Origin of the sequence: Dictyobacter arantiisoli, from assembly GCF_008326305.1 — a bacterium.
GTDB lineage: Bacteria > Chloroflexota > Ktedonobacteria > Ktedonobacterales > Ktedonobacteraceae > Dictyobacter > Dictyobacter arantiisoli.
In genome coordinates, this window is record NZ_BIXY01000105.1 from 1 (window position 1) to 19,010 (window position 19,010).

15 protein-coding genes are annotated in these 19,010 nt (G+C 48.6%); 7 read left to right on the forward strand and 8 right to left on the reverse strand.

Going from position 1 to position 19,010, the window contains the following annotated elements; all coding sequences use genetic code 11:
* Positions 1-219: 219 nt before the first annotated feature.
* Both F1593_RS24335 and F1593_RS24340 read left to right on the forward strand, forming a co-directional pair.
* On the forward strand, positions 220-915 hold the full coding sequence (locus F1593_RS24335; protein WP_149404157.1) for a phosphatase PAP2 family protein: 696 nt from the start codon (positions 220-222) through the stop codon (positions 913-915).
* A gap of 252 nt (positions 916-1,167) precedes the next feature.
* Positions 1,168-1,746 carry a hypothetical protein gene (locus tag F1593_RS24340; RefSeq protein ID WP_149404158.1) on the forward strand — a complete coding sequence of 193 codons (579 nt, stop codon included), beginning with the start codon at positions 1,168-1,170 and terminating at the stop codon, positions 1,744-1,746.
* 133 nt (positions 1,747-1,879) lie between these two features.
* Here F1593_RS24340 and F1593_RS24345 read toward each other — a convergent pair whose 3' ends face one another.
* Positions 1,880-3,208 (reverse strand): FUSC family protein, encoded by a 1,329-nt coding sequence (locus tag F1593_RS24345; RefSeq protein WP_149404159.1) that lies wholly within the window; start codon positions 3,206-3,208, stop codon positions 1,880-1,882.
* A 287-nt stretch (positions 3,209-3,495) separates the two neighbouring features.
* On the opposite strand from F1593_RS24345, the gene F1593_RS24350 reads away from it, so the two are divergent.
* Positions 3,496-4,209, forward strand: a complete 714-nt coding sequence (locus F1593_RS24350) for a hypothetical protein (protein WP_149404160.1) — start codon at positions 3,496-3,498, stop codon at positions 4,207-4,209.
* Between the two features lie 170 nt (positions 4,210-4,379).
* Here the strand turns inward: F1593_RS24350 and F1593_RS24355 are convergent, their stop codons facing one another.
* Positions 4,380-5,294 carry a LysR family transcriptional regulator gene (locus F1593_RS24355; protein WP_149404161.1) on the reverse strand — a complete coding sequence of 305 codons (915 nt, stop codon included), beginning with the start codon at positions 5,292-5,294 and terminating at the stop codon, positions 4,380-4,382.
* A 185-nt stretch (positions 5,295-5,479) separates the two neighbouring features.
* Between F1593_RS24355 and leuC the strand changes: the two genes are divergently transcribed.
* Positions 5,480-6,922: a 3-isopropylmalate dehydratase large subunit gene (gene leuC / locus F1593_RS24360; protein ID WP_149404162.1), complete on the forward strand. Its 1,443-nt coding sequence runs from the start codon at positions 5,480-5,482 to the stop codon at positions 6,920-6,922.
* 21 nt (positions 6,923-6,943) lie between these two features.
* Positions 6,944-7,576: a 3-isopropylmalate dehydratase small subunit gene (gene leuD / locus F1593_RS24365; protein WP_149404163.1), complete on the forward strand. Its 633-nt coding sequence runs from the start codon at positions 6,944-6,946 to the stop codon at positions 7,574-7,576.
* Between the two features lie 158 nt (positions 7,577-7,734).
* Here leuD and F1593_RS24370 read toward each other — a convergent pair whose 3' ends face one another.
* The 3 genes from F1593_RS24370 to F1593_RS24380 form a co-directional block, all read right to left on the reverse strand.
* Positions 7,735-8,769 (reverse strand): SIS domain-containing protein, encoded by a 1,035-nt coding sequence (locus tag F1593_RS24370; RefSeq protein ID WP_149404164.1) that lies wholly within the window; start codon positions 8,767-8,769, stop codon positions 7,735-7,737.
* 259 nt (positions 8,770-9,028) lie between these two features.
* Positions 9,029-9,973 (reverse strand): L,D-transpeptidase family protein, encoded by a 945-nt coding sequence (locus tag F1593_RS24375; RefSeq protein WP_149404165.1) that lies wholly within the window; start codon positions 9,971-9,973, stop codon positions 9,029-9,031.
* A gap of 371 nt (positions 9,974-10,344) precedes the next feature.
* The gene (locus F1593_RS24380; protein WP_149404166.1) at positions 10,345-10,695 is read right to left on the reverse strand and encodes a nucleoside triphosphate pyrophosphohydrolase family protein; all 351 of its coding nucleotides are present in this window, start codon (positions 10,693-10,695) and stop codon (positions 10,345-10,347) included.
* 261 nt (positions 10,696-10,956) lie between these two features.
* Between F1593_RS24380 and F1593_RS24385 the strand changes: the two genes are divergently transcribed.
* Positions 10,957-11,733: an HAD-IIA family hydrolase gene (locus F1593_RS24385; RefSeq protein WP_149404167.1), complete on the forward strand. Its 777-nt coding sequence runs from the start codon at positions 10,957-10,959 to the stop codon at positions 11,731-11,733.
* 255 nt (positions 11,734-11,988) lie between these two features.
* On the opposite strand, the gene F1593_RS24390 is transcribed toward F1593_RS24385, so the two are convergent.
* The 3 genes from F1593_RS24390 to ptsP all read right to left on the reverse strand — a co-directional run bounded on the left by F1593_RS24390 (position 11,989) and on the right by ptsP (position 17,350).
* Entirely contained in the window at positions 11,989-13,803 is a 1,815-nt protein-coding gene (locus tag F1593_RS24390) for a PTS fructose-like transporter subunit IIB (protein ID WP_149404168.1), read from the reverse strand.
* A 110-nt stretch (positions 13,804-13,913) separates the two neighbouring features.
* On the reverse strand, positions 13,914-14,879 hold the full coding sequence (pfkB, locus tag F1593_RS24395) for a 1-phosphofructokinase (protein ID WP_172632416.1): 966 nt from the start codon (positions 14,877-14,879) through the stop codon (positions 13,914-13,916).
* Positions 14,876-17,350 (reverse strand): phosphoenolpyruvate--protein phosphotransferase, encoded by a 2,475-nt coding sequence (gene ptsP / locus F1593_RS24400; RefSeq protein ID WP_149404169.1) that lies wholly within the window; start codon positions 17,348-17,350, stop codon positions 14,876-14,878. Before ptsP ends, pfkB begins: the two co-directional genes overlap by 4 nt.
* A 457-nt stretch (positions 17,351-17,807) precedes the next feature.
* On the opposite strand from ptsP, the gene F1593_RS24405 reads away from it, so the two are divergent.
* Complete coding sequence (locus F1593_RS24405; protein WP_149404170.1) at positions 17,808-18,815, forward strand: LacI family DNA-binding transcriptional regulator; 1,008 nt, start codon at positions 17,808-17,810, stop codon at positions 18,813-18,815.
* The last annotated feature ends 195 nt before the right edge of the window (positions 18,816-19,010 follow it).

A 19,010-nucleotide genomic window follows, 5' to 3' on the forward strand; every position in this document is an offset into this window, starting at 1 on the left:
CGATGGTCACGTGCAGGCGCTCACCTTAAATTGCCGCGCGCCTGCAGCTGGGGCCTTGCTTCACGCATTGCGGTCACTCCTTGCACCATTGCATCTGGCTCTTAATTTGGACCAAACTTAGGCGCACGCGCCTGCCAGCAGGTGAGCAGCAAGATCCCGCTGGTATTGGGAAGCAAACACTTTGTATGACATATTTTTTAGGTAGGAGATTATAAAATAATGTTTTCTTTGTTTACTAAAATTAACTATGCTCTTTTTGTTGATCTGAATGGACATGCTGGTTCTATTACCTGGCTGGATGCTATAATGATCTTTTTAGCGAATGATCTGGTATTTTGCCTCCCCATATTACTGCTTTTAGCATGGGGCATACCGTTACCATGGCGTAAGCACTCTCTCTCTTCAGAGCGCATCCAGCTGTTACAGGAACGTCGCTCGGCTGTTATCTGGACCATTATCGCCTGTTTGTTTTCTTATGCCCTTAATTTAACCGTTGAACAATTCATCTATGAGCCGCGTCCTTTCATCAGCCATCATGTCCACCTGCTCGTTTCCCATGCAGCGGATGGTTCTTTCCCCAGTGATCATACGGCCTGGGCATTTGCAGTCTTTGGCATGCTGCTTTTAAGTGTGTTCTCCTGGTTGTGGTCAGCACGGAGTACACAGATGGCAGGGGAGAAACGTGTTTTCAACAGGATACCGCGTTTTTATCTGTGCTTGCTGGCGATGACTTTCTGCGCTGCCTGCCTGGTAGGTATTGCGCGGATCTTCGTGGGCGTACATTATCCCGATGACATTATTGGAGGCGCTCTCAGTGGTCTGATCGCTGCAACGATTTCTACTGCATTACGACGCTGGTTGCAGGTGCCCACTGCATGGATTATCCAGTTGTTTCACCGTCTACAACTGGCTTGATGGGTTTATAAGCATCAGGTACTGGCTTTTTCTGTTGTCATGCTTTTATCACTGCTTTATACCTGACATTGGCGCACTCTGCAATGTTGGATAGTTTGTAAATCGTAATCAGTACAAACGGCGGCTGGACAATACGCATGAGATTTTTCTTATGCTTCACGCGTTTCTTTTTATGGAGGCGTGTATATTGGTTCTCCTTTTATTCCGTACTAATAAAGCGTTGATGTGATGTAGAAAGATGAGTGTGAGAGTATGACACGGAAACAGGTATGGTTCGTTTTTTGCCTGGCGCTGCTCCTTCTCTGTCTGGGCTTCTTTCCAATCCAGAGCATGGTAGCCAATGCTGCATTGAAGTCTACTACTGTGAACCATTTCTTTCCAAGTGGTGTTCGTAGTGATCCTGCACAGGCGGGTAATTGCTGGGAAACCTCTCTGGCAGATCCTCGCCCGGACGCGTGGCGTTGTATTGTTGGCAATACCATTTATGACCCGTGTTTTAGCGCTCTCCAGCAAAAAAGCTACGTCATTTGCGATGCCAATCCAGCTGGCGATACACGGGGGATGAAGGTGACGTTCTTAGATTCGTTGCCTGCCAGTACTGCTACCAAAAATACAGCTCGTCCCTGGATTCTCCAACTATCTGACGGCACCACCTGTACTTTCATCACTGGAGCTACCGCATTGATCAATGGCGAGCGCGTCAATTATGCCTGTAATGACCAATCAGTGATCCCTGGATATCCTAAACAGGGCACTATCTGGACGGTTAGAGCCTTTCATGATACCTCCAAGCCTCCAGTCATTGCTTCCATAAAAACTGTCTGGACATAAATAGTGTGGAGCAATGATGTGCTGATTGCGAGCACATTTTTGTCTGTCACTGTCAGCTATCCATCAACAGAGAAAAAGATCCGCTGATGGATAGCTTTCGCTGGTTGGGATTTAAACTAACATATAGTTGTCGCTATTTTCCAGATTGTGTCGTTGCCTCTTCTGCAGTTGATGGGATTGGTAGGGCTGTGAGCACATCATATAACTCGTTCAATATTCTTCTGAGGTCGGTGTAGATACTTCCCTGAATAGAAAGTCGGTAGCCTTCACGGATGTTTTCTGACTCATCGTTATATACGGCCTGCATTTTATTCGTCTCACTGAAGCGTATCATTTTTGCTTCACTCTCTTGGAGTTGTCTCTGGGTGACTTCCAACAATTTCAGCATATCTTCCGCTCGTTGGATATTGATCGGTATATCTTTGTTCTTGCCTGCCATCTGACTATTTGAGAGTGTTAACATATGATCTGCCGTCAAAGCTAAAATGGTGCCAATATTTAAAATTAATTGCGAATATTCTTGTATCCAATGTTGTTTCTGGGATACTGCTTGCCAGGATGGCGTTGGTTCGTTGATTGTGAAGGCAATTCGTCTGAGTTGCCGCACAATCCGATTTAAGGATAACAGCATTTCTGGATAGTCGGTGAGTGTGCGCAGTGCGCGCTTACCCCAGGGATTAAAGCGCGTATCATCAAAACCTAGCGAAAGGGCGCTTTCAGTTGCGCGTACGTTCTGCTCAATTGCTCGTATGCCTGTATAAACGTCCTTACTTTCCTGCTCGTTCAAGCGCCCCGCCACAGCATCTGCCAGACCAGGGAGCGCGCGAGCGATTTCGGAGGATAACTCTGCTACTGATTCTCGGGCACGATTGACGTACACTGGCGGTGAGAGCAGTACGCTGACCAGTACTCCCATCCCACCTCCGATAACTGCTCCCAGGAGACGCAACATCGGATAGCCCAATACATTGGTGCCCATGATGATTGCCAGTAAGGCGCTGATTGGTATCTGGGTCGCTAAATATTGTCCACGTTTCTGTACAACCAGCCCGATGCTATTTGCCAGCACGATCAGGAAGACGATGGTCCAGAAGTTGATACCAACAAAGTGGGTTACTAATATGGACAGGCTTGCTCCTATCAGTACTCCCAGGATGCGTTCGATACTTTTGCGTGTGGTTTGCCAACTGGTAATTTGCACGATGATAATTGCAGACACCGGGGCTAACGCGGCCGCTTCCTTGCCCAATAAACGAAATGCGATTTCCCACGATAGGCCACTGGCTAGCGCCCCCTTGAGGGCGAAGAGAATAAATGGGAGCCTGGTGCGCCACATTTTTTGCATTTTGTATTTTACATTACCCTGGTAAAAATGTGATGGTGAAAGGAGTCGTGTTGGCTTGCTCTCAGTTTTTGCATTCTTTCCTCCTTTTTTGCGCGCTCCATGATCTATAATAGTCATTAATGCATCCTCATTACTTTCTCAGAATATTGTAGTCTAAAAAAAATCATTTATAGCCTCATCACTTAACATATTATAGCATCATTACCATTATAGTTATTCTACTTTAAGTCGTAGCTATCTGCAAATTATAGGGGTTAAGCTGAAGAAAATAGTTAGCCGTTTGGATAGAAAGAAAAAAGTTGCCAGGTTGACAAACTTCCTTTTTATGAGTTATTATTACCATATGGAATATACCCATCATGGTAATAATAAACGAACAAATAGTCATTGGAAGGATAAAATCTATGTTATCTAGCATGTGGCGCTCTATGATCAGTACCTTTTGTGCTTTTTTTGTTTTTGCGTTGGCGTATCTGGGGTTAATGCATGTTATTGATCCCTTCCCTCCTTTTGCGCTGATCCATAATCAGCATCCAGACTTGAAGATTGCGTATCAGGTGATTGTTATCGGGGCCGAGTTATCCTTGCTCATTTTATTACTCGGTGGATGCCTGATTTTGTGTGTAGCTTTCAGGAATGCGCTGTTAGCCCGCAGGCGTGATATCCTCTTTTTCCTGAGCGGAGCGTGTATCCTGGTTGGATTGTTTATTGGTGCCAGTTGGTTAGCCAGAGATTTCTTAGCAGGCAACGCCGTTTTCAGTGGCATTTACGTCTTGATCGGTTTAGCTAGCGCTCTATTCTCAATCATCCTGCTTGCAAAAGGTATCTTACGGAGCGAGTTTGATCGTACAACCTTGCGTTTAACAGTCGTTGCCACCAGCATTATGCTGTTAACCATGTTGATTTCACTGCTTGGCACGCTGGTATGGACCTTGCGCCTATGGGCAGATGTTCCACAGTTTGCTATACAGCAAGGCATTACTCCTGGTTTTGCTGGTGGACTCGGTGGAAGTACCGGTGTCGGCCTCGCCATTCTTATGATGGCCTTTGCCATTGGTTGCTGCGCATGGTCCCTCTTCCGTGATCTGCGCACAACAGCCACGTCAGCACTATCCTGACAAACCTTTGGAGCGTGTCAGCCCCCCGTGGTTACTGTGCATGAGTCACCTACGGTGCAAAAACATCTTTTTATTATGTGCTGCATGATTTTTCGAAGGAAAATCATGCAGCACATAATAAAAAGATGTTTTTGAGTATCTGGGATGCGAAAGCCAGCGAATTGATGAAATTATAATTCCTGGATTGAGTGTTCCGCTAGCATGTCCATGGTACTGTTAATGAAGAGGCGCGCTGGCTGTGAGATATGGCGGAAGCGATGATAGACCAGGGCAAACACAAACTCTTCAGTAATATCTGCAACGGGGAGCAGCCTTATCTCACGCTCAATCTCATCAGAACTAAGGAGCGCTGGTAACATAAAAGTGATCCCACGTCCCTGTCTGACCAGTTCTTTGAGTCCTGCCAGAGATTCTATTTCAACGATAGGTTGGACACTTAAGCCTTGTGCCAGAATAGCTCGATCAACGGCTCGCCGTAAGCGGGAGTTCTCGCCTAGCAGGAAAAGTGGTTCCTTGAGAACTTGTGACAGCGTCACACTCGTTGTACCGCTTTGCGCTAAAGGATGATTTGCCGCGACCATGACCTGGAGTGGTTGTCGGAAGAGTTCCTGCACTGCCAGCACTTCCGGGCGTGTACTGGGATTAAAGATCAGTCCCAGATCGAGTTCGCCGTGTTCGATAAGTGTAAGCAATTCATCGGTGCGACCAACGCGCACTTTTAAGTGAATATGTGGATATCGTTGATGGAAGATGGGGAAGATAGTTGGCAAGAAGGCGGTAGTGAGCGGTTCGATACTGCCTATATAGATGGTACCATGCTCTCCATCCTGATGACGCGCCATAGCCTGCTGACCCTGTTGTAATTGATCCAGCGCGCCCCGTACATACGTTGCGAATTCTTGCCCTTCGCTGGTAAGAACCACACGTTGCTTGACACGGCGAAAGAGCGGCACGCCCAGTTCTGCTTCAAGGGCAGCTATCTGTCGACTGAGCGCAGGCTGCGCCACCAGACAGATATCAGCGGCTTTACGAAAGTTCTGCGTCTGGGCAGCAGTCAAAAAATAGGTGAGCTGACGTAGTTCCACGGTCTTTCCTTGCTAGATGATACCGATTTGGCATCAAGCCTTGTTATAATAGGTATTGGACATATCAATTCTGTGCTATTATACTTCACAACATAATTGCACCGCTTGACAGGCAGGTGGTTAGCAAGATCCTTGTTCAATGAAGAAAACAGTACAGTACAGCACAGTAAAGAGAAGAGGTGCGTATGACAGCGGAAAATCACACCGTGGATAGTCAGGTTCAGCGTCCACGCAATTTGTTTGACAAAATTTGGGATGCCCACGTGGTTAAGGATCAGCCTGGTCAGGCGAAGCTTATTTATATTGATCGCCATCTTGTGCATGAGGTGACATCGCCACAGGCCTTTTCTGGCTTGCGTGCCGCTGGTTTGTCTGTACGTCGTCCTGACGCTACCATCGCAGTTATGGATCACAATGTTCCTACCACGCATGGACGTCGGAGCCTGGATATTGTCGATCCGGCAATTTCAAATTCCATCAGTACCCTGGAAAAGAATGCGCGTGACTTTGGTATTACTCTCTTTGATATGCAAAATGCGCGGCAGGGTATTGTCCATATTATTGGCCCTGAGCTGGGTATCACCTTGCCCGGTACGACTATTGTGTGTGGTGACTCGCATACCTCGACACATGGTGCCTTTGGTGCGATGGCTTTCGGTATTGGTACCAGTGAGGTTGAGCAGGTGCTGGCAACTCAATGTCTCTGGCAGGAAAAGCCTAAGACGATGAATATCCATGTCGAAGGTACTATCTTACCCGGCGTCACGGCAAAAGATCTGGCTCTGGCGATCATCAGTCAACTGGGAACTGGTGTTGGAACCGGCTATGCCATCGAGTTCAGCGGTTCCGCGATTAGGGCCCTGTCGATGGAAGGGCGCATGACACTCTGCAATATGGCGATTGAGGCTGGTGCTCGTACAGGTATGGTGGCTCCTGATGAGACTACCTTTGCCTATATCAAAGGCCGTCCTTATGCGCCGCAGGGTGAGCAGTTTGAACAGGCGGTTGCCGCCTGGAAGCAACTGGCGAGCGATCCTGATGCTCACTATGATGCTGTTCATGAGGTCAATATCGAGGGCCTTGGCCCCCAGGTGACCTGGGGTATTAATCCTGGTATGGTCAGTGATGTGAATGGTGTGGTGCCTGATCCCGCCTCGGTTGAGGATGAAGTGACGCGCCAGAGCTATGAGCGTGCCCTGGCCTATATGGGATTGCAGGCTGGTCAGAAAATCACTGATATAACCGTTGATACGGTCTTTATCGGTTCCTGTACCAACTCGCGCCTGGATGATTTGCGCCTCGCCGCTCAATATGTGAAGGGCAAACATGTCTCGCCCAAAGTGCGCGCACTGGTAGTGCCAGGCTCGATGAATGTACGCCGTATGGCTGAAGAGGAAGGTCTGGCGGAGATTTTCCGTGAGGCGGGCTTTGAATGGCGTGAGGCTGGTTGTAGCATGTGTATCGCAATGAATGGGGACCACCTGAGTGAGGGCGAGCGTTGCGCTTCTACCAGCAATCGTAACTTTGAGGGCCGTCAGGGTCGGGGTGGACGCACCCATCTGGTCAGTCCAGCTATGGCTGCCGCTGCCGCCGTGACCGGCCATTTCGTCGATATCCGTGAATGGTAGTTGAGAGGAGATAGAAGGACTATGGAAGCTTTTACCACGCATACCGGTCTGGCTTTACCGTTGGATCGTGTCAATGTCAATACTGATGAGATTATTCCCGCTCGCTTCTTAAAAACGACCAGTCGTACCGGTTTCGAGTCGGCTCTGTTTGCCAACTGGCGCTATCTGGATAATCAGCAGGCCCCTAATCCTGATTTTATTCTGAATGAGGCTCGTTATCAGGGAGCAAGCGTACTGGTAGCTGGCGATAACTTTGGGTGTGGCTCGTCCCGCGAACATGCTCCCTGGGCGCTGGCACAATATGGCTTTAAGGCTTTGATTGCTCCCAGTTTTGCTGATATCTTCTACAACAACTGTTTCAGCAATGGTTTATTGCCCATCGTTGTACCAGAAGCAGTGGTTGAAGAACTCTTTAAAGAGATTGATAGCAATCCCGGCTATACACTGTCCATTGACCTGGCTGCTCAAACTGTGACGCGTCCCAACGGCGATGTAATCCATTTTGAGATTGATCCTTTCCGCAAAGATCGCCTCTACAGGGGATTGGATGTCATTAGTTGGACACTGACGATGAGCGATGATATTGCTCAATATGAGCAGCACCGCCGCCAGGAAGCTCCCTGGTACTTTGACAGTCTGGTGTCCCACAAATAGTATCGCCTGACTTCCTGACTTCCTAAAGCTACTTTTTTGTGGACACTTGATCCATATGGAACACCGCTTGTTGTAAACCTCATTCTTGCGTTAAGGTCTACAACAAGCGGTGTATCTTATTGCTTTAACGAATGTATATTTTAGTGTGTGATTTTTGTTTAAAGCGTTAAAGTAACCTTATGTAAGCCACGTGGCGTATCCGTCTCCAATCCCTTGACGATAGTCAGATCCAGGCCCAGTAGCTGTCCTGGAATAATCGAGGTGATTGGCGTCAGCCATTCTGGAGTATCTCTGGGAAGCGGAATCGGTGTTTGCGCCAGTGCCAGAGCCTCTGTATTATCCGATAGAATGATCAGTTCAGCGCGTTTCTTTTGTAATTCTTTGGCAAGATCCAGTAAGTCAGGATAGGCCGCTCCATTGGGCATAATCAGAATGGAGGGTAGCCCCTTTTCAATAGTCGCGATGGGACCGTGCCGGAAGTCAGCCGATGAATAGGCAGTTGACATCATATAGGTTAATTCTTTGAGCTTGAGTGCCAGTTCAAATGAGGTGGCATAGTTATAACCGCGACCGATGACGACACACTGTGTCATATAGCGATAGCGTTCGGCCTGGCGAGCAATATCAGGCGCACCCTGGAGTACCTGTGCAATGGTTTCTGGCACCCTCTGTAGCTCATCCAGACGTTGCTGATCGCCATTCCAAAGTGCGGCGAATAGCATCATTACTGCTACCTGGGCCGTATATGTCTTGGTTGCAGCCACACTGCGCTCCTGTCCCGCATGGAGCTCTATCACGTGGTCGGCTACTTTTGCCAGCGCGGAATTGGGATCATTGGTAATGGCGATCGTAGGACGCCCCTGCCGTTTTCCCTCCTCTAATACCGCAACGATATCAGGCGACTGTCCTGATTGAGAAATACCTACCACAAGAGCGCGCTTCATCCGTGGAGCGGTGTGATACAGGGTCTCTAACGACGGGGCTGCCAGGGCGATAGTATGACCAGCCAGCGTACCCCAGGAGTATTTGGCATAGGTCGCGGCATGATCCGAAGAACCACGGGCAGCGATCAAAATATAGTCGAACTCAGGCAATTGAGCGATGATTCTCCGTACATTTTGTGTCTCCCGTTCGAGGAGACGCGTAATCACTTCAGGTTGACTATGGATTTCCTGCTCCAGTAAAGATGGCATATGTCCTCCAAGTATCCATTCTGCGCGGATAAGCGTTTTTCCAGGTATGTAAATAGTCAAAAAATTGTCTATACCCGGTTACTATACCATAGTTCTGGTATAGTGGTCTAGATGACCTGCTTCAACATCTTATTGCTGAACACTGTACTTTCTTTCTTTCTTTCTTACTTACCGTTATCAATCTTACAGAAAAGCAAAATGCCAGCTCTGCATATTTTTTGCAGAGCTGGCATTTTGTTTTTGTTTGAAGGTTGTGTTGTTAATAAGCGATAATCAGAGGTGTACCTATTGCTGCCCAGTTGTAAAACCATGCGGCATCGGCGGTAGACATCTCGACACAACCATGGGAGCCCGTCATAGTTTTTCCAGCAACCGTGTGTGGAACATTTGTGCCGGGTCCAAAGTCGTTGCCACGCCAGTAGGCGTCGTGTAAGAAAAGCAGTGTTCCCTGGAAGCCCAGAGCATAATTAATATGCAAGGGAGCATAATAATAGGGTGATCCCTGCGGCCATGGGGAATAGAAAGTCGCAGGATGAAGTTTGCTGATAATTGTAAAATTACCTGTTGGTGTTAAGAGATTTGGTTGTCCTGATGAAATGAGTGCATCATAGACGATCGTACCGTTGTTATAAGCGTAGATATGTTGGGTGGTCAGATTAACCTTGATAACTTTTCCTGAATTATCACTGCCTGGATTTACAATAACTGTCTTTGTTGTTTTTACCAATGCACTATAGATATATTGTGGAGCGCTATTTTGATCTGAAACGCGATACCAGGTAGCACCATTGCTCAGTATCTCTCCTGTGGCTGTGCCATAGACCGTGATAGCCTGGGATGCTGCAACAGTTTGAGTGATAATGCCATTTGTATCTGGTGTACTTCGTATATTTGCCATTCCAACGGCATAAACTGTTTCTGGAGTTGTGTTCCAGGTCACTGTTATCGGTGTTGCTGTCGGTGTAGGTTGTACTGTGGGGGTATCGGTAGCCGACACAGTAGGGGTAGCTGTAGATTTAACAAGGTCTATATTTACTAATTTAGATGTAATTAAACTTCCCTGGGTTGCTGGTGTTGCAGTAGCGTTTACTTGCCTGGTTGTATTGCTCACCGATTGGTTTCCGCACGCTGTGATCAGTACAGAAACAAGAGCTAATACTACAACAGAACAAATAATATGAGTGTGAATAAATTTATTCCGCATGCGAATCCTTGCATTCTATAAAATTTTTTGTTGAGTTAATACAATTAAACCATATTTTTATATAAAAATACAATAAAGTAGGAGTAATATCTTTCCCGCATATTTCACCTTACCTCGACTTTGTACGTTTTTAGGCTTTTGAGCCTGAGAAAAAGGGCAAGTGCGACGCATTTTCGAGTTCACGTTTTCAAAATTGTACAAAGTCGAGCTTAGCAACTTTATGCGTTTAATTTATTTACGCCGTAACTATCTTCTCTCCTGGTGCTTTCCAATGCCTTTCTAGCATCATGCTAGTGCACTGAGTGTTGGGTTGACACACCAGGGATTGAAGGTTTCCAAAAGTTGTTTTCTGGTGGAGCGATAGGACATATTTACTCTTCGCGTACTCGGCTTCGCTGGGCATCAAAGCCGTCAGGATAGCGCTTGCGTAGTTTTTTTACATTGGCTTCCATCACATCATGCATTGTCAGTCCAAGTGTATCGCAGAGCAATGTCATATACCAGAGCAGATCGCCGACCTCTTTACACAGTTCTGGCACATCGAGGTCATGTTGATGATAGAGGAACTTTTTAAGCGTATCTACAATCTCACCAGATTCGCCAGCGATTCCCAGAGCTGTCAACGTCAATAATTCTTTAGGGTCTTCCAGGTTGCAGGTACGATGAATTTCTTGTGCATATTCCTGGATTGTGATTCGTGTCGGTGTATCTGTCGTATCCATTTTTTTCTCCTGTTACCACACTACGATCTACCATATGGAAAGCGGACCATGCTTTTTATCTCTATTAGAATAGTCAGGTTATTTGACTCTATTGATTTGTTTATAATGTAGCTTTTCCTCCTTCTCTCGTCAACTCAGACAGTACTTATTGAGTATGCCCTACTTGCGAAAGATACTTCTTGTTGTCTTTGACATCGAACAGCGATGTAATCTACACTTACTGATGTTTCCCGTTGGTGTGAGATACTCATTTGATTCAGAATGGGGGTGTGCGTGGAAGGTATCAAAAATTATTTGATTGATATGGATGGGGTAATTCTCTGGGGTTCTAAATTAATTCCTGGCTCCGGTGAATTCGTACATAATTTACGTGCTCAAAATATTCCTTTTCTAGTTTTCACCAACAATTCAAATTACATTCCTCGTGACTTGCAGGTTCGGTTGGCGTATATGGGATTGCATATTTCTCCTGATTCAATTTTCACCTCGGCCCTGGCAACGGCTCAGTTTTTGGATACCCAGCGTCCTGGAGGGAGGGCCTTCGCGATTGGTGAATCAGGATTAACGACGGCCCTGCATGACGTGGGCTATATTTTGACAGATCAAGATCCTGAATATGTGGTATTGGGCGAGACCACTACCTACAGTTTTGCGCGTATCTCACAGGCCATTCGTTTTATTAACGCCGGAGCTCGCTTCATTGCCACGAATCCGGATGTGATGGGTCCGGGTGAGGGTGGTCTCGTGCCTGCAACCGGCGCGGTAGCTGCCCTGGTCAGCGCCGCTACGAGTGTAGAGCCTTATTATATCGGTAAGCCGAATCCTTTGATGATGCAGATGGCTTTACGCAAAATCAATGCCCATTCGGAGGAGAGCGTGATGATTGGAGATCGCATGGATACCGATGTGAAAGCCGGGATCGAGAGCGGCTTGCATACTGTGCTTGTGCTTACGGGCGTCACAAAACGCGAGGACGTTGAGCGTTATCCCTATCGTCCAACCTGGGTCAAAGATTCTTTATCCGATGTGGAGTTATAGGAATATCCTGTTTGACTGACGTCGCTTACAAAGTGTTTGATTCCCATCACCAGCGGGATCTTGCTGCTCACCTGCTGGCAGGCGCATGCGCGCCTGCGCCCTTTTTATTATGTGATGTAGAAAAGGTCCGAAGAACCTTTTCTACATCACATAATAAAAATCTGTTTGAGCACCATTGGTGCGAAAACTCATGCGCCAGGATGGCGAAGACCATGGGAATCAAACACTTTGTTACAAAGTGTTTGATGATGAATATCAGGCCGCTTTTGCTATATTATTGGTTGCTAATTCTGTTTCGGGTTTGGGAATTGTTATTGTTCGTTTGGTAAAGAAGAGTATGCCGGTGGTAACCAGCGTACCGACCACGATAGCTAATAGATAGGGCAACAGGTTGTTGACCGCACCTGGGATGAGGAGGACGAAGACGCCTCCATGTGGTACCTGAAGCTGGCAAGCGAACAACATTGAGATGGCGCCTGCGACCGCTGATCCAATCATGGTGGCAGGAATGACGCGGAAAGGATCACGGGCTGCAAAGGGGATCGCGCCTTCGGTGATAAAGGCTAAACCCAGGACTGCTGCGGCTTTACCGGCGTCTTTTTCTTCCTTGCTGAAACGGTTTTTTAGAATAAAGGTACCTAATGCCAGGCCCAGGGGGGGAGTCATTCCGGCAGCCATCACGGCAGCCATGGGCGCGTCTACATGACTGCTGAGGAGCCCGACTGAAAAAGTGTAGGCGGATTTATTGATTGGACCACCCATATCAATTGCCATCATTCCTCCCAGTAAGAGTCCGAGCAGGAATGCATTGGTACCTTGCATGGTTTTGAGCCAACCTGTCAGGGCTGTGAGGATATAGCTGACTGGCGTGCCGATGACAAAGATCATCAGCAGTCCAATAATGGCGGTGCTGAGCAGTGGTAAGACCAGGACAGGTTTGAGGCCAGCCAGATTCTTGGGCAGGTTGATCCATTTACTGAGATAAAGTGTGACATAGCCAGCCAGGAAGCCCGCGATTAAGCCTCCCAGAAATCCTGCACCAATCGTATTCGCAAGTACACCACCGATCATACCAGGAGCCAGTCCAGGCCGGTCCGCGATAGAATAGGCGATGTAGCCTGCGAGGATGGGAACGATCAAGCTAAAGGCTCCGGTGCTGCCACCGATCTGATTAAGCGCCCAGCCCAGTGTGCCAATCTGTTTGGACGCGTTGATACCACCAACTGCGAAGGAGAGCGCGATGAGTAATCCTCCGGCTACCACAAAGGGTAACATGTAGGAAACGCCGGTCATCAGATGTTTATAGATTCCCAGGTTGGAGGCGGAACGTTTGGCCTTTTGTGCCTGAATTTCACCCAGATAGTCTTGCGTGGTCGCTACTGGCGTTGAATTATCCGCTGTGGCAGTGGTAGGACTCTGGGCGGCGCGTTTCAAGGCAGTCTGGATCAGTCCCTGACCGTTTTGTAAGGCATCGTGAGTGGATGTTTCATAAATGGCTTTGCCAGCGAAGCGACTCTTATCAACTTTAGCGTCGGCAGCGATGATCACGGCAGTTGCCCGCTGGATCTCTGCGGGAGTCAGGGCATTTTGTGCTCCGACCGAGCCCTGTGTCTCAACTTTGATAGTATGTCCCAACGCTTTGGCTGCCTGCTCCAGGGCCTCTGCGGCCATAAATGTGTGGGCGATGCCGGTTGGACACGAGGTGATGGCAACCAGATTGGCATGCTCGTTTGTTTCTGATTGGGGAGCCGTTGTCTCGTGTGCAGGTTGTTGCGCAAGCGCTGCCTTGATAATATCCTGGCTGGCGTGAATTGCCTGACTGGTGGTTGTCTCGTAGAGTGGCTTGCCAGCGAAACGGTTAGCATCAACCGTGGCATGAGTCGTGCTGATCACCACATCAGCTTCCTGGATATCCATGGCAGTCAATGTGTTTTGTGTTCCCATTGATCCTTGTGTCTCAATTTTTATGCTATGACCAAGGGCATTTGCGCCGCGTTTGAGCGCTTCAGCGGCCATAAATGTATGGGCGATACCGGTTGGGCAAGAAGTAATTGCCACAATCTTTGCCATCTTCGTACTCCTTTGCACGGATTAAAACCATGCATGCTTCTCTGCATAAATCACGGTACATAAAAAATATATATGTATCAATGAGCTGTGTATACTGCCTGTTTGTTAGATTACGCTTTTCCTGTAGCAGGCTGTGCTTGTTGCGGCGCACGGATCGTCACACATTGTGCGTATTCCTGTAGCACTTGCCGTGCAGGGAGGTGAGGACCAATCTGTGTAATCGTGCCAGCTGAGAATGCGGTGGCCAGGCGTGCACAGTCGGCTAACGACAAACCATCGGTCAGGCCAGCGATGAGGCCAGCTACCATTGCATCTCCTGCACCCACGGTGCTTTTTACCGCGACTTTAAGTGCGGACGCTATCAATGAGGTCTGGCGATCCACAAACATTGCGCCCTGTGCGCCCATCGATATCACAACCAGTTGAATATCTCCCTGCAACAATTGTCGCGCTGCCTGTTCAATGCTGTGCTCATCAGGACACTTTTGTCCAAGCAACTGTTCAAGTTCATCGATATTTGGCTTGATAATAGTTGGTTCAGCTGCTACACCGGCCTGCAAGGCTATCTGGCTGGTATCCAGAACCGTTTTCTTGTGGTGTGACTTGAGCTGTTTGATCAATCTGGCATAGATATCTGCTGGCACACCGGGTGGTAGGTTACCCGCCAGGATAAACCAGGTGCAGCTTTCCATCATCTGCTCAATGCGCTGGACTAGTTGTTGAATATTCTCCTGCGTGGGTTGTAGTCCGGGCATATTGATGTCAGTTGTTTGCTGGTTGGCTTCATCGACAATTTTGATGCTGGTACGTGTCGCGCCGGGCAGACGCACAAAATGGTCAGCGATCTGCTTGCGTGCAAACAACTGCTCAAAGATATCAATGTTGGCCTGTCCCAGAAAGCCAGTGGCCGCGCTCTGTAAACCATAATCTGCCAGGAAGGAGGCGACGTTGATACCTTTGCCCCCCGCATCCATCTGCATTGTCTGACCGCGATTGACGCGGTTGGATGTGAAATGATCGGCCCTGACAGTCAGATCGACGGCTGGATTGAGGGTAATGGTGGCGATGCTGTTCATAATGCTCGCACCTCCGCCGCGTTGCGGCATTGTAATGCTTTCCGGGCAATCTCCTGCATATCGGTCAGCGAGGAGGCACGGATATGTGCCTTGATAGTCGCGACACTGGGAATGCTCACGCTAAGCTCTTTGACACCCATGCCAGCCAGGATACTGGCTCCCAGAGTATCAGAGGCCAGGCCGCCACAGACACCGACCCACTTGCCTTCTTTGTTTGCCGCCTCAACTGTCCTGGCAATCATTGCCAGTACCGCTGGATGTACGCTATCGGCCTGACGCGCTAACTGTGGATGCCCACGATCCATTGCCAGCGTGTATTGAGTGAGATCATTGGTGCCTATCGAGAAGAAGGCGACCTGTTTGGCGAGATGTTCGGCCAGCATCACGGCTGAGGGGACTTCGACCATGATCCCCATTGGCACGACGGGCGCATCTAACTCTTGCCGTACCTGTTCGGCGATAACAGAAGCTTTCTCCCAATCCTCCAGTGTGGCGATCATCGGGAACATAATACTCACTGGACCGTAGGCAGCGGCGCGATAGATGGCGCGTAGTTGTGGAATAAATAGTTCAGGATGTTCAAAGCAGAGCCGGACACCACGTATGCCTAGAAATGGATTAGCTTCTTTGGGGAGATTGAGATAGGCCACTTCTTTATCTCCACCAATATCCAGCGTACGAATAATGATCGGTTGTTGCTGCATGGCCTGGATAATGTCGCGATAGACCTCAAATTGTTCGTCTTCATCCGGGGCGGAGTCACGTCCGAGAAAGAGAAACTCGGTGCGCAAGAGTCCAACTCCTTCCGCGCCCGCCTCCGCCGCTTTCTGCGCATCCGCGACATTGCCAATATTGGCGACGACTTCGATACGCTGTTGATCGGTTGTCGTGGCTGGCGCGAAACGTAGCTTGCGTTCGATTTCTTGTTGTTGTAGAGCCTGTTCTTGTAATATCCGGGCCTGCTGGATATCGGCAGCGCCGGGTTGCAGATAAAGTTTCCCGGTTGATCCATCCAATATACTGGACTGGCCCTGACTGATGCTCAGGATTTCTTGACCGGCACCGACAATCGCCGGAATTCCCAGCGAGCGTGCAATAATCGCTGTATGCGAAGTTGGACCACCACCTGCCGTACAAAATCCTAACACATTACGTGGATCGAGCAGGGCAGTATCTGATGGGGCCAGATCATCGGCAATCAAGATGGCTGGTGTGTCAGTATTGTTTGCTGGCGTGATGGTGGGATGTTTGCCCGTCAAATGTTGGAGGACGCGTTGACCGACATCATTTAAATCAGCGGCGCGACCTGCGAGAACGGGATCTTTGAGTTGTTTTAACTGATCAACTCGTTCTTCGATGGCAGATTGCCAGGACCAGGCGGCGCTATGTCCCTCATAAATGAGCGCAATTGTGTCTTGAATCAAACCAGCGTCATTGAGAAATTCGCCGTGCGCTTCGAAGATTGCGGCTTGACCAGCTCCTGAGCGGGCGCCGACATTTTTATGGAGTTCATGCAAGTCATGCTGAGAGGCATCCAATGCGCTTTGAAATTGCTCGCCCTCGGCGATAGGATCGCCTGTTTGATCCGCTACATGGATGGTTTGTCGTTTGTAATGTTGTATGGGACCGATGGCGATACCAGGGGCGGCTGCCACTCCGGAAATAGTTTGCTCTACTGTTTGTGGCGTCCAGATAGGAGCTGTATTTTTCTGTATGCTTGTTGGCCGGGCTGGCTCTTCTTCATCTCCTAAACCCTGCTTGATGGCTTCCTGTAGCGCTTTGAGGGCATCCGTCGCATCGACACCCTGCGCAGAGACACGAACCCGGGTGCCGTGCTCAATCCCTAATTGCAACAAGGAAAGTAAGCGTTTGCCGTTCCCCATGCGCTGCCCGTTGCGTATCTGGATGTCGGCTTTGTAGCGCTTGGCAATATTGACAAACATTGCTGCGGGCCGGGCATGCAGACCAGTTTTATTCTGAATTACAGCATCGAAGAACTGTTCATAATCAGATGATGTCTGGAGGAGGGGTGTTTCGGCGGGACGTTCGCCTGTCAGTGCCTCGATAATATCATGAGGATTTGTTGTGTTGCTGAGCAGTGTAACCTGTTGCTCATCTCCAAGCACGCGTGTCAGGCGGCGTAAAACCTCAATATGCTCATCTGATTTTGCCGCAATACCCACAATCAGGCGCGCCGTTTCACCAGGATTCCACTCTACACCGGCGGGCACCTGGAGTACTGCTATCCCTGTGCGTGCAATCTGGTCGCGATTCTCGTTTAAACCATGCGGAATAGCGATACCATTGCCCAGAAAAGTATTCGCCACCTCTTCGCGTTGTTGCATGCTGGTCACATACTGTGTGGTAATGTTGCCACTTGTGACAAGTAAGTTGCCAACCAACTCAATCGCAGCTTGTTTGGTCGCAGGATCGGTTTGCAGGCGAATCTGTTGTTCATTGATCTCGATCATTACGTTTACTCCCAGAGCCATACAATCAGAAAGGTTGGTGTACCCCGGTCACCTATGACCACCTGTTAACTCTTGTAATCGTTTACATTGATATGAGAATTGTAAACGATTACAATTGAGATTGTCAAGGCTTGTGCAGCCTGGATTGTATGTTACGGGGGAAGAATGCTGTATCCTCTGTCTGTTCAAGCGGCTTGAAGCAAATTTTTCTCAGCAGAAATTGAGTTGTAAGGCAACTATAATCGCAATACCGAGCCTTATTGTATAGTTGACGCTTATGGATTATCATTTGTTATATAATTATGATATACTATCTGCAATCGATTACAAAAAATAGTTGTCAAAGGATGAGACACGTATCCTGTCTCATCTGGATGTTGGGGAGGAGGTAGAAGAATGCAGCGCTGGAGCACTCTTGCTATGAGAGGGGAGGCATCCAGTATCAATGAGGAGTGGTATGGTCAGTATCAAAGAAGTTGCCGAGGAGGCCGGTGTATCTACCGCAACAGTTTCACGCGTTCTATCAAGCAGTGATCATGTGCGTCCTGAACTACGTCAGCGTGTGATGGAGGCCGTTGAAAAGTTGCAGTATCGCCCTAACCTTGTCGCGCGTAGTCTACGTTCACAACAATCCAATACTATTGGGCTGATTGTATCTGATATTCGTAATCCATTCTTTACCTCTATCAGTCGCGCTGTTGAAGATAGTGCTTATAAACAAGGATTTAGCGTCTTATTATGCAATACAGATGAAGATCCTGAAAAAGAAAAAATCTACTTACAATTAATGCGAGATACCAACGTCGCCGGTGTTATCTTTTCTCCTACACGTCAAATTATGAGCGATCTCGCCTCATTGCCATTTGATTTTCCCATGGTCATTGTTGATCGCAGCGTGCCTGATGTTGACGTCGATACGGTACTCCTGGATAATGTCGAGTCCGCCTATCGTCTGACAAGCCACCTCATCAGCAATGGTTTTCGCCGTATTGGAGCACTGTTTGGTGAAACCAGCACCACTGGCATACAGAGGCAGCGTGGCTATGAAGAAGCCTTGAAGGCGCATGGTATACCACTGGTCCCCGAATATATCAAACACCTCCAGCCGCGCGTCGAAGCCAGCTATAAAATAGCCACCAGCATGTTGCAACTTCCGCACGCGCCAGATGCTCTGTTGACCAGTAACAGCCTGATCATGGAAGGTGCCTTACAAGCGCTACGAGCCTGTAATCTCTCGATTCCCGAAGACATCGCGCTTGTCGGCTTTGACGAAACACCCTGGACCTTATTAGTACAGCCTGCCATCACCATCATCGCCCAACCTACCGATGAGATCGGCAAAACCGCTGCTGACCTGCTCTTCCAGCGCATCGCCATCCCTACACGTCCCACGCGCCAGATCATACTCAAAGGACAACTCATGGTACGCGGCTCCAGTACACCCCTGCATCTTAAAGCCATGTAAGATACATAAGAGTGTGTCAGCCTTCCCCACTACCAGCGGGATCTTGCTGCTCCCTGGCTGGCAGGCGCGTGCGCCTAAGTTTGGTCCAAATTAAGAGCCAGATGCAATGGTGCAAGGAGTGACCGCAATGCGTGAAGCAAGGCCCCAGCTGCAGGCGCGCGGCAATTTAAGGTGAGCGCCTGCACGTGACCATCG

What these genes read in the sequence shown, in the direction of transcription:
- F1593_RS24335 (WP_149404157.1), top strand. Translation starts at nt 220, where the DNA reads ATGTTTTCTTTGTTTACTAAAATTAACTATGCTCTTTTTGTTGATCTG.
- F1593_RS24340 (WP_149404158.1), top strand. Translation starts at nt 1,168, where the DNA reads ATGACACGGAAACAGGTATGGTTCGTTTTTTGCCTGGCGCTGCTCCTT.
- F1593_RS24345 (WP_149404159.1), bottom strand. Translation starts at nt 3,208, where the DNA reads ATGACTATTATAGATCATGGAGCGCGCAAAAAAGGAGGAAAGAATGCA.
- F1593_RS24350 (WP_149404160.1), top strand. Translation starts at nt 3,496, where the DNA reads ATGTTATCTAGCATGTGGCGCTCTATGATCAGTACCTTTTGTGCTTTT.
- leuC (WP_149404162.1), top strand. Translation starts at nt 5,480, where the DNA reads ATGACAGCGGAAAATCACACCGTGGATAGTCAGGTTCAGCGTCCACGC.
- leuD (WP_149404163.1), top strand. Translation starts at nt 6,944, where the DNA reads ATGGAAGCTTTTACCACGCATACCGGTCTGGCTTTACCGTTGGATCGT.
- F1593_RS24370 (WP_149404164.1), bottom strand. Translation starts at nt 8,769, where the DNA reads ATGCCATCTTTACTGGAGCAGGAAATCCATAGTCAACCTGAAGTGATT.
- F1593_RS24375 (WP_149404165.1), bottom strand. Translation starts at nt 9,973, where the DNA reads ATGCGGAATAAATTTATTCACACTCATATTATTTGTTCTGTTGTAGTA.
- F1593_RS24380 (WP_149404166.1), bottom strand. Translation starts at nt 10,695, where the DNA reads ATGGATACGACAGATACACCGACACGAATCACAATCCAGGAATATGCA.
- F1593_RS24385 (WP_149404167.1), top strand. Translation starts at nt 10,957, where the DNA reads ATGGGGGTGTGCGTGGAAGGTATCAAAAATTATTTGATTGATATGGAT.
- F1593_RS24390 (WP_149404168.1), bottom strand. Translation starts at nt 13,803, where the DNA reads ATGGCAAAGATTGTGGCAATTACTTCTTGCCCAACCGGTATCGCCCAT.
- pfkB (WP_172632416.1), bottom strand. Translation starts at nt 14,879, where the DNA reads ATGAACAGCATCGCCACCATTACCCTCAATCCAGCCGTCGATCTGACT.
- ptsP (WP_149404169.1), bottom strand. Translation starts at nt 17,350, where the DNA reads ATGATCGAGATCAATGAACAACAGATTCGCCTGCAAACCGATCCTGCG.
- F1593_RS24405 (WP_149404170.1), top strand. Translation starts at nt 17,808, where the DNA reads ATGGTCAGTATCAAAGAAGTTGCCGAGGAGGCCGGTGTATCTACCGCA.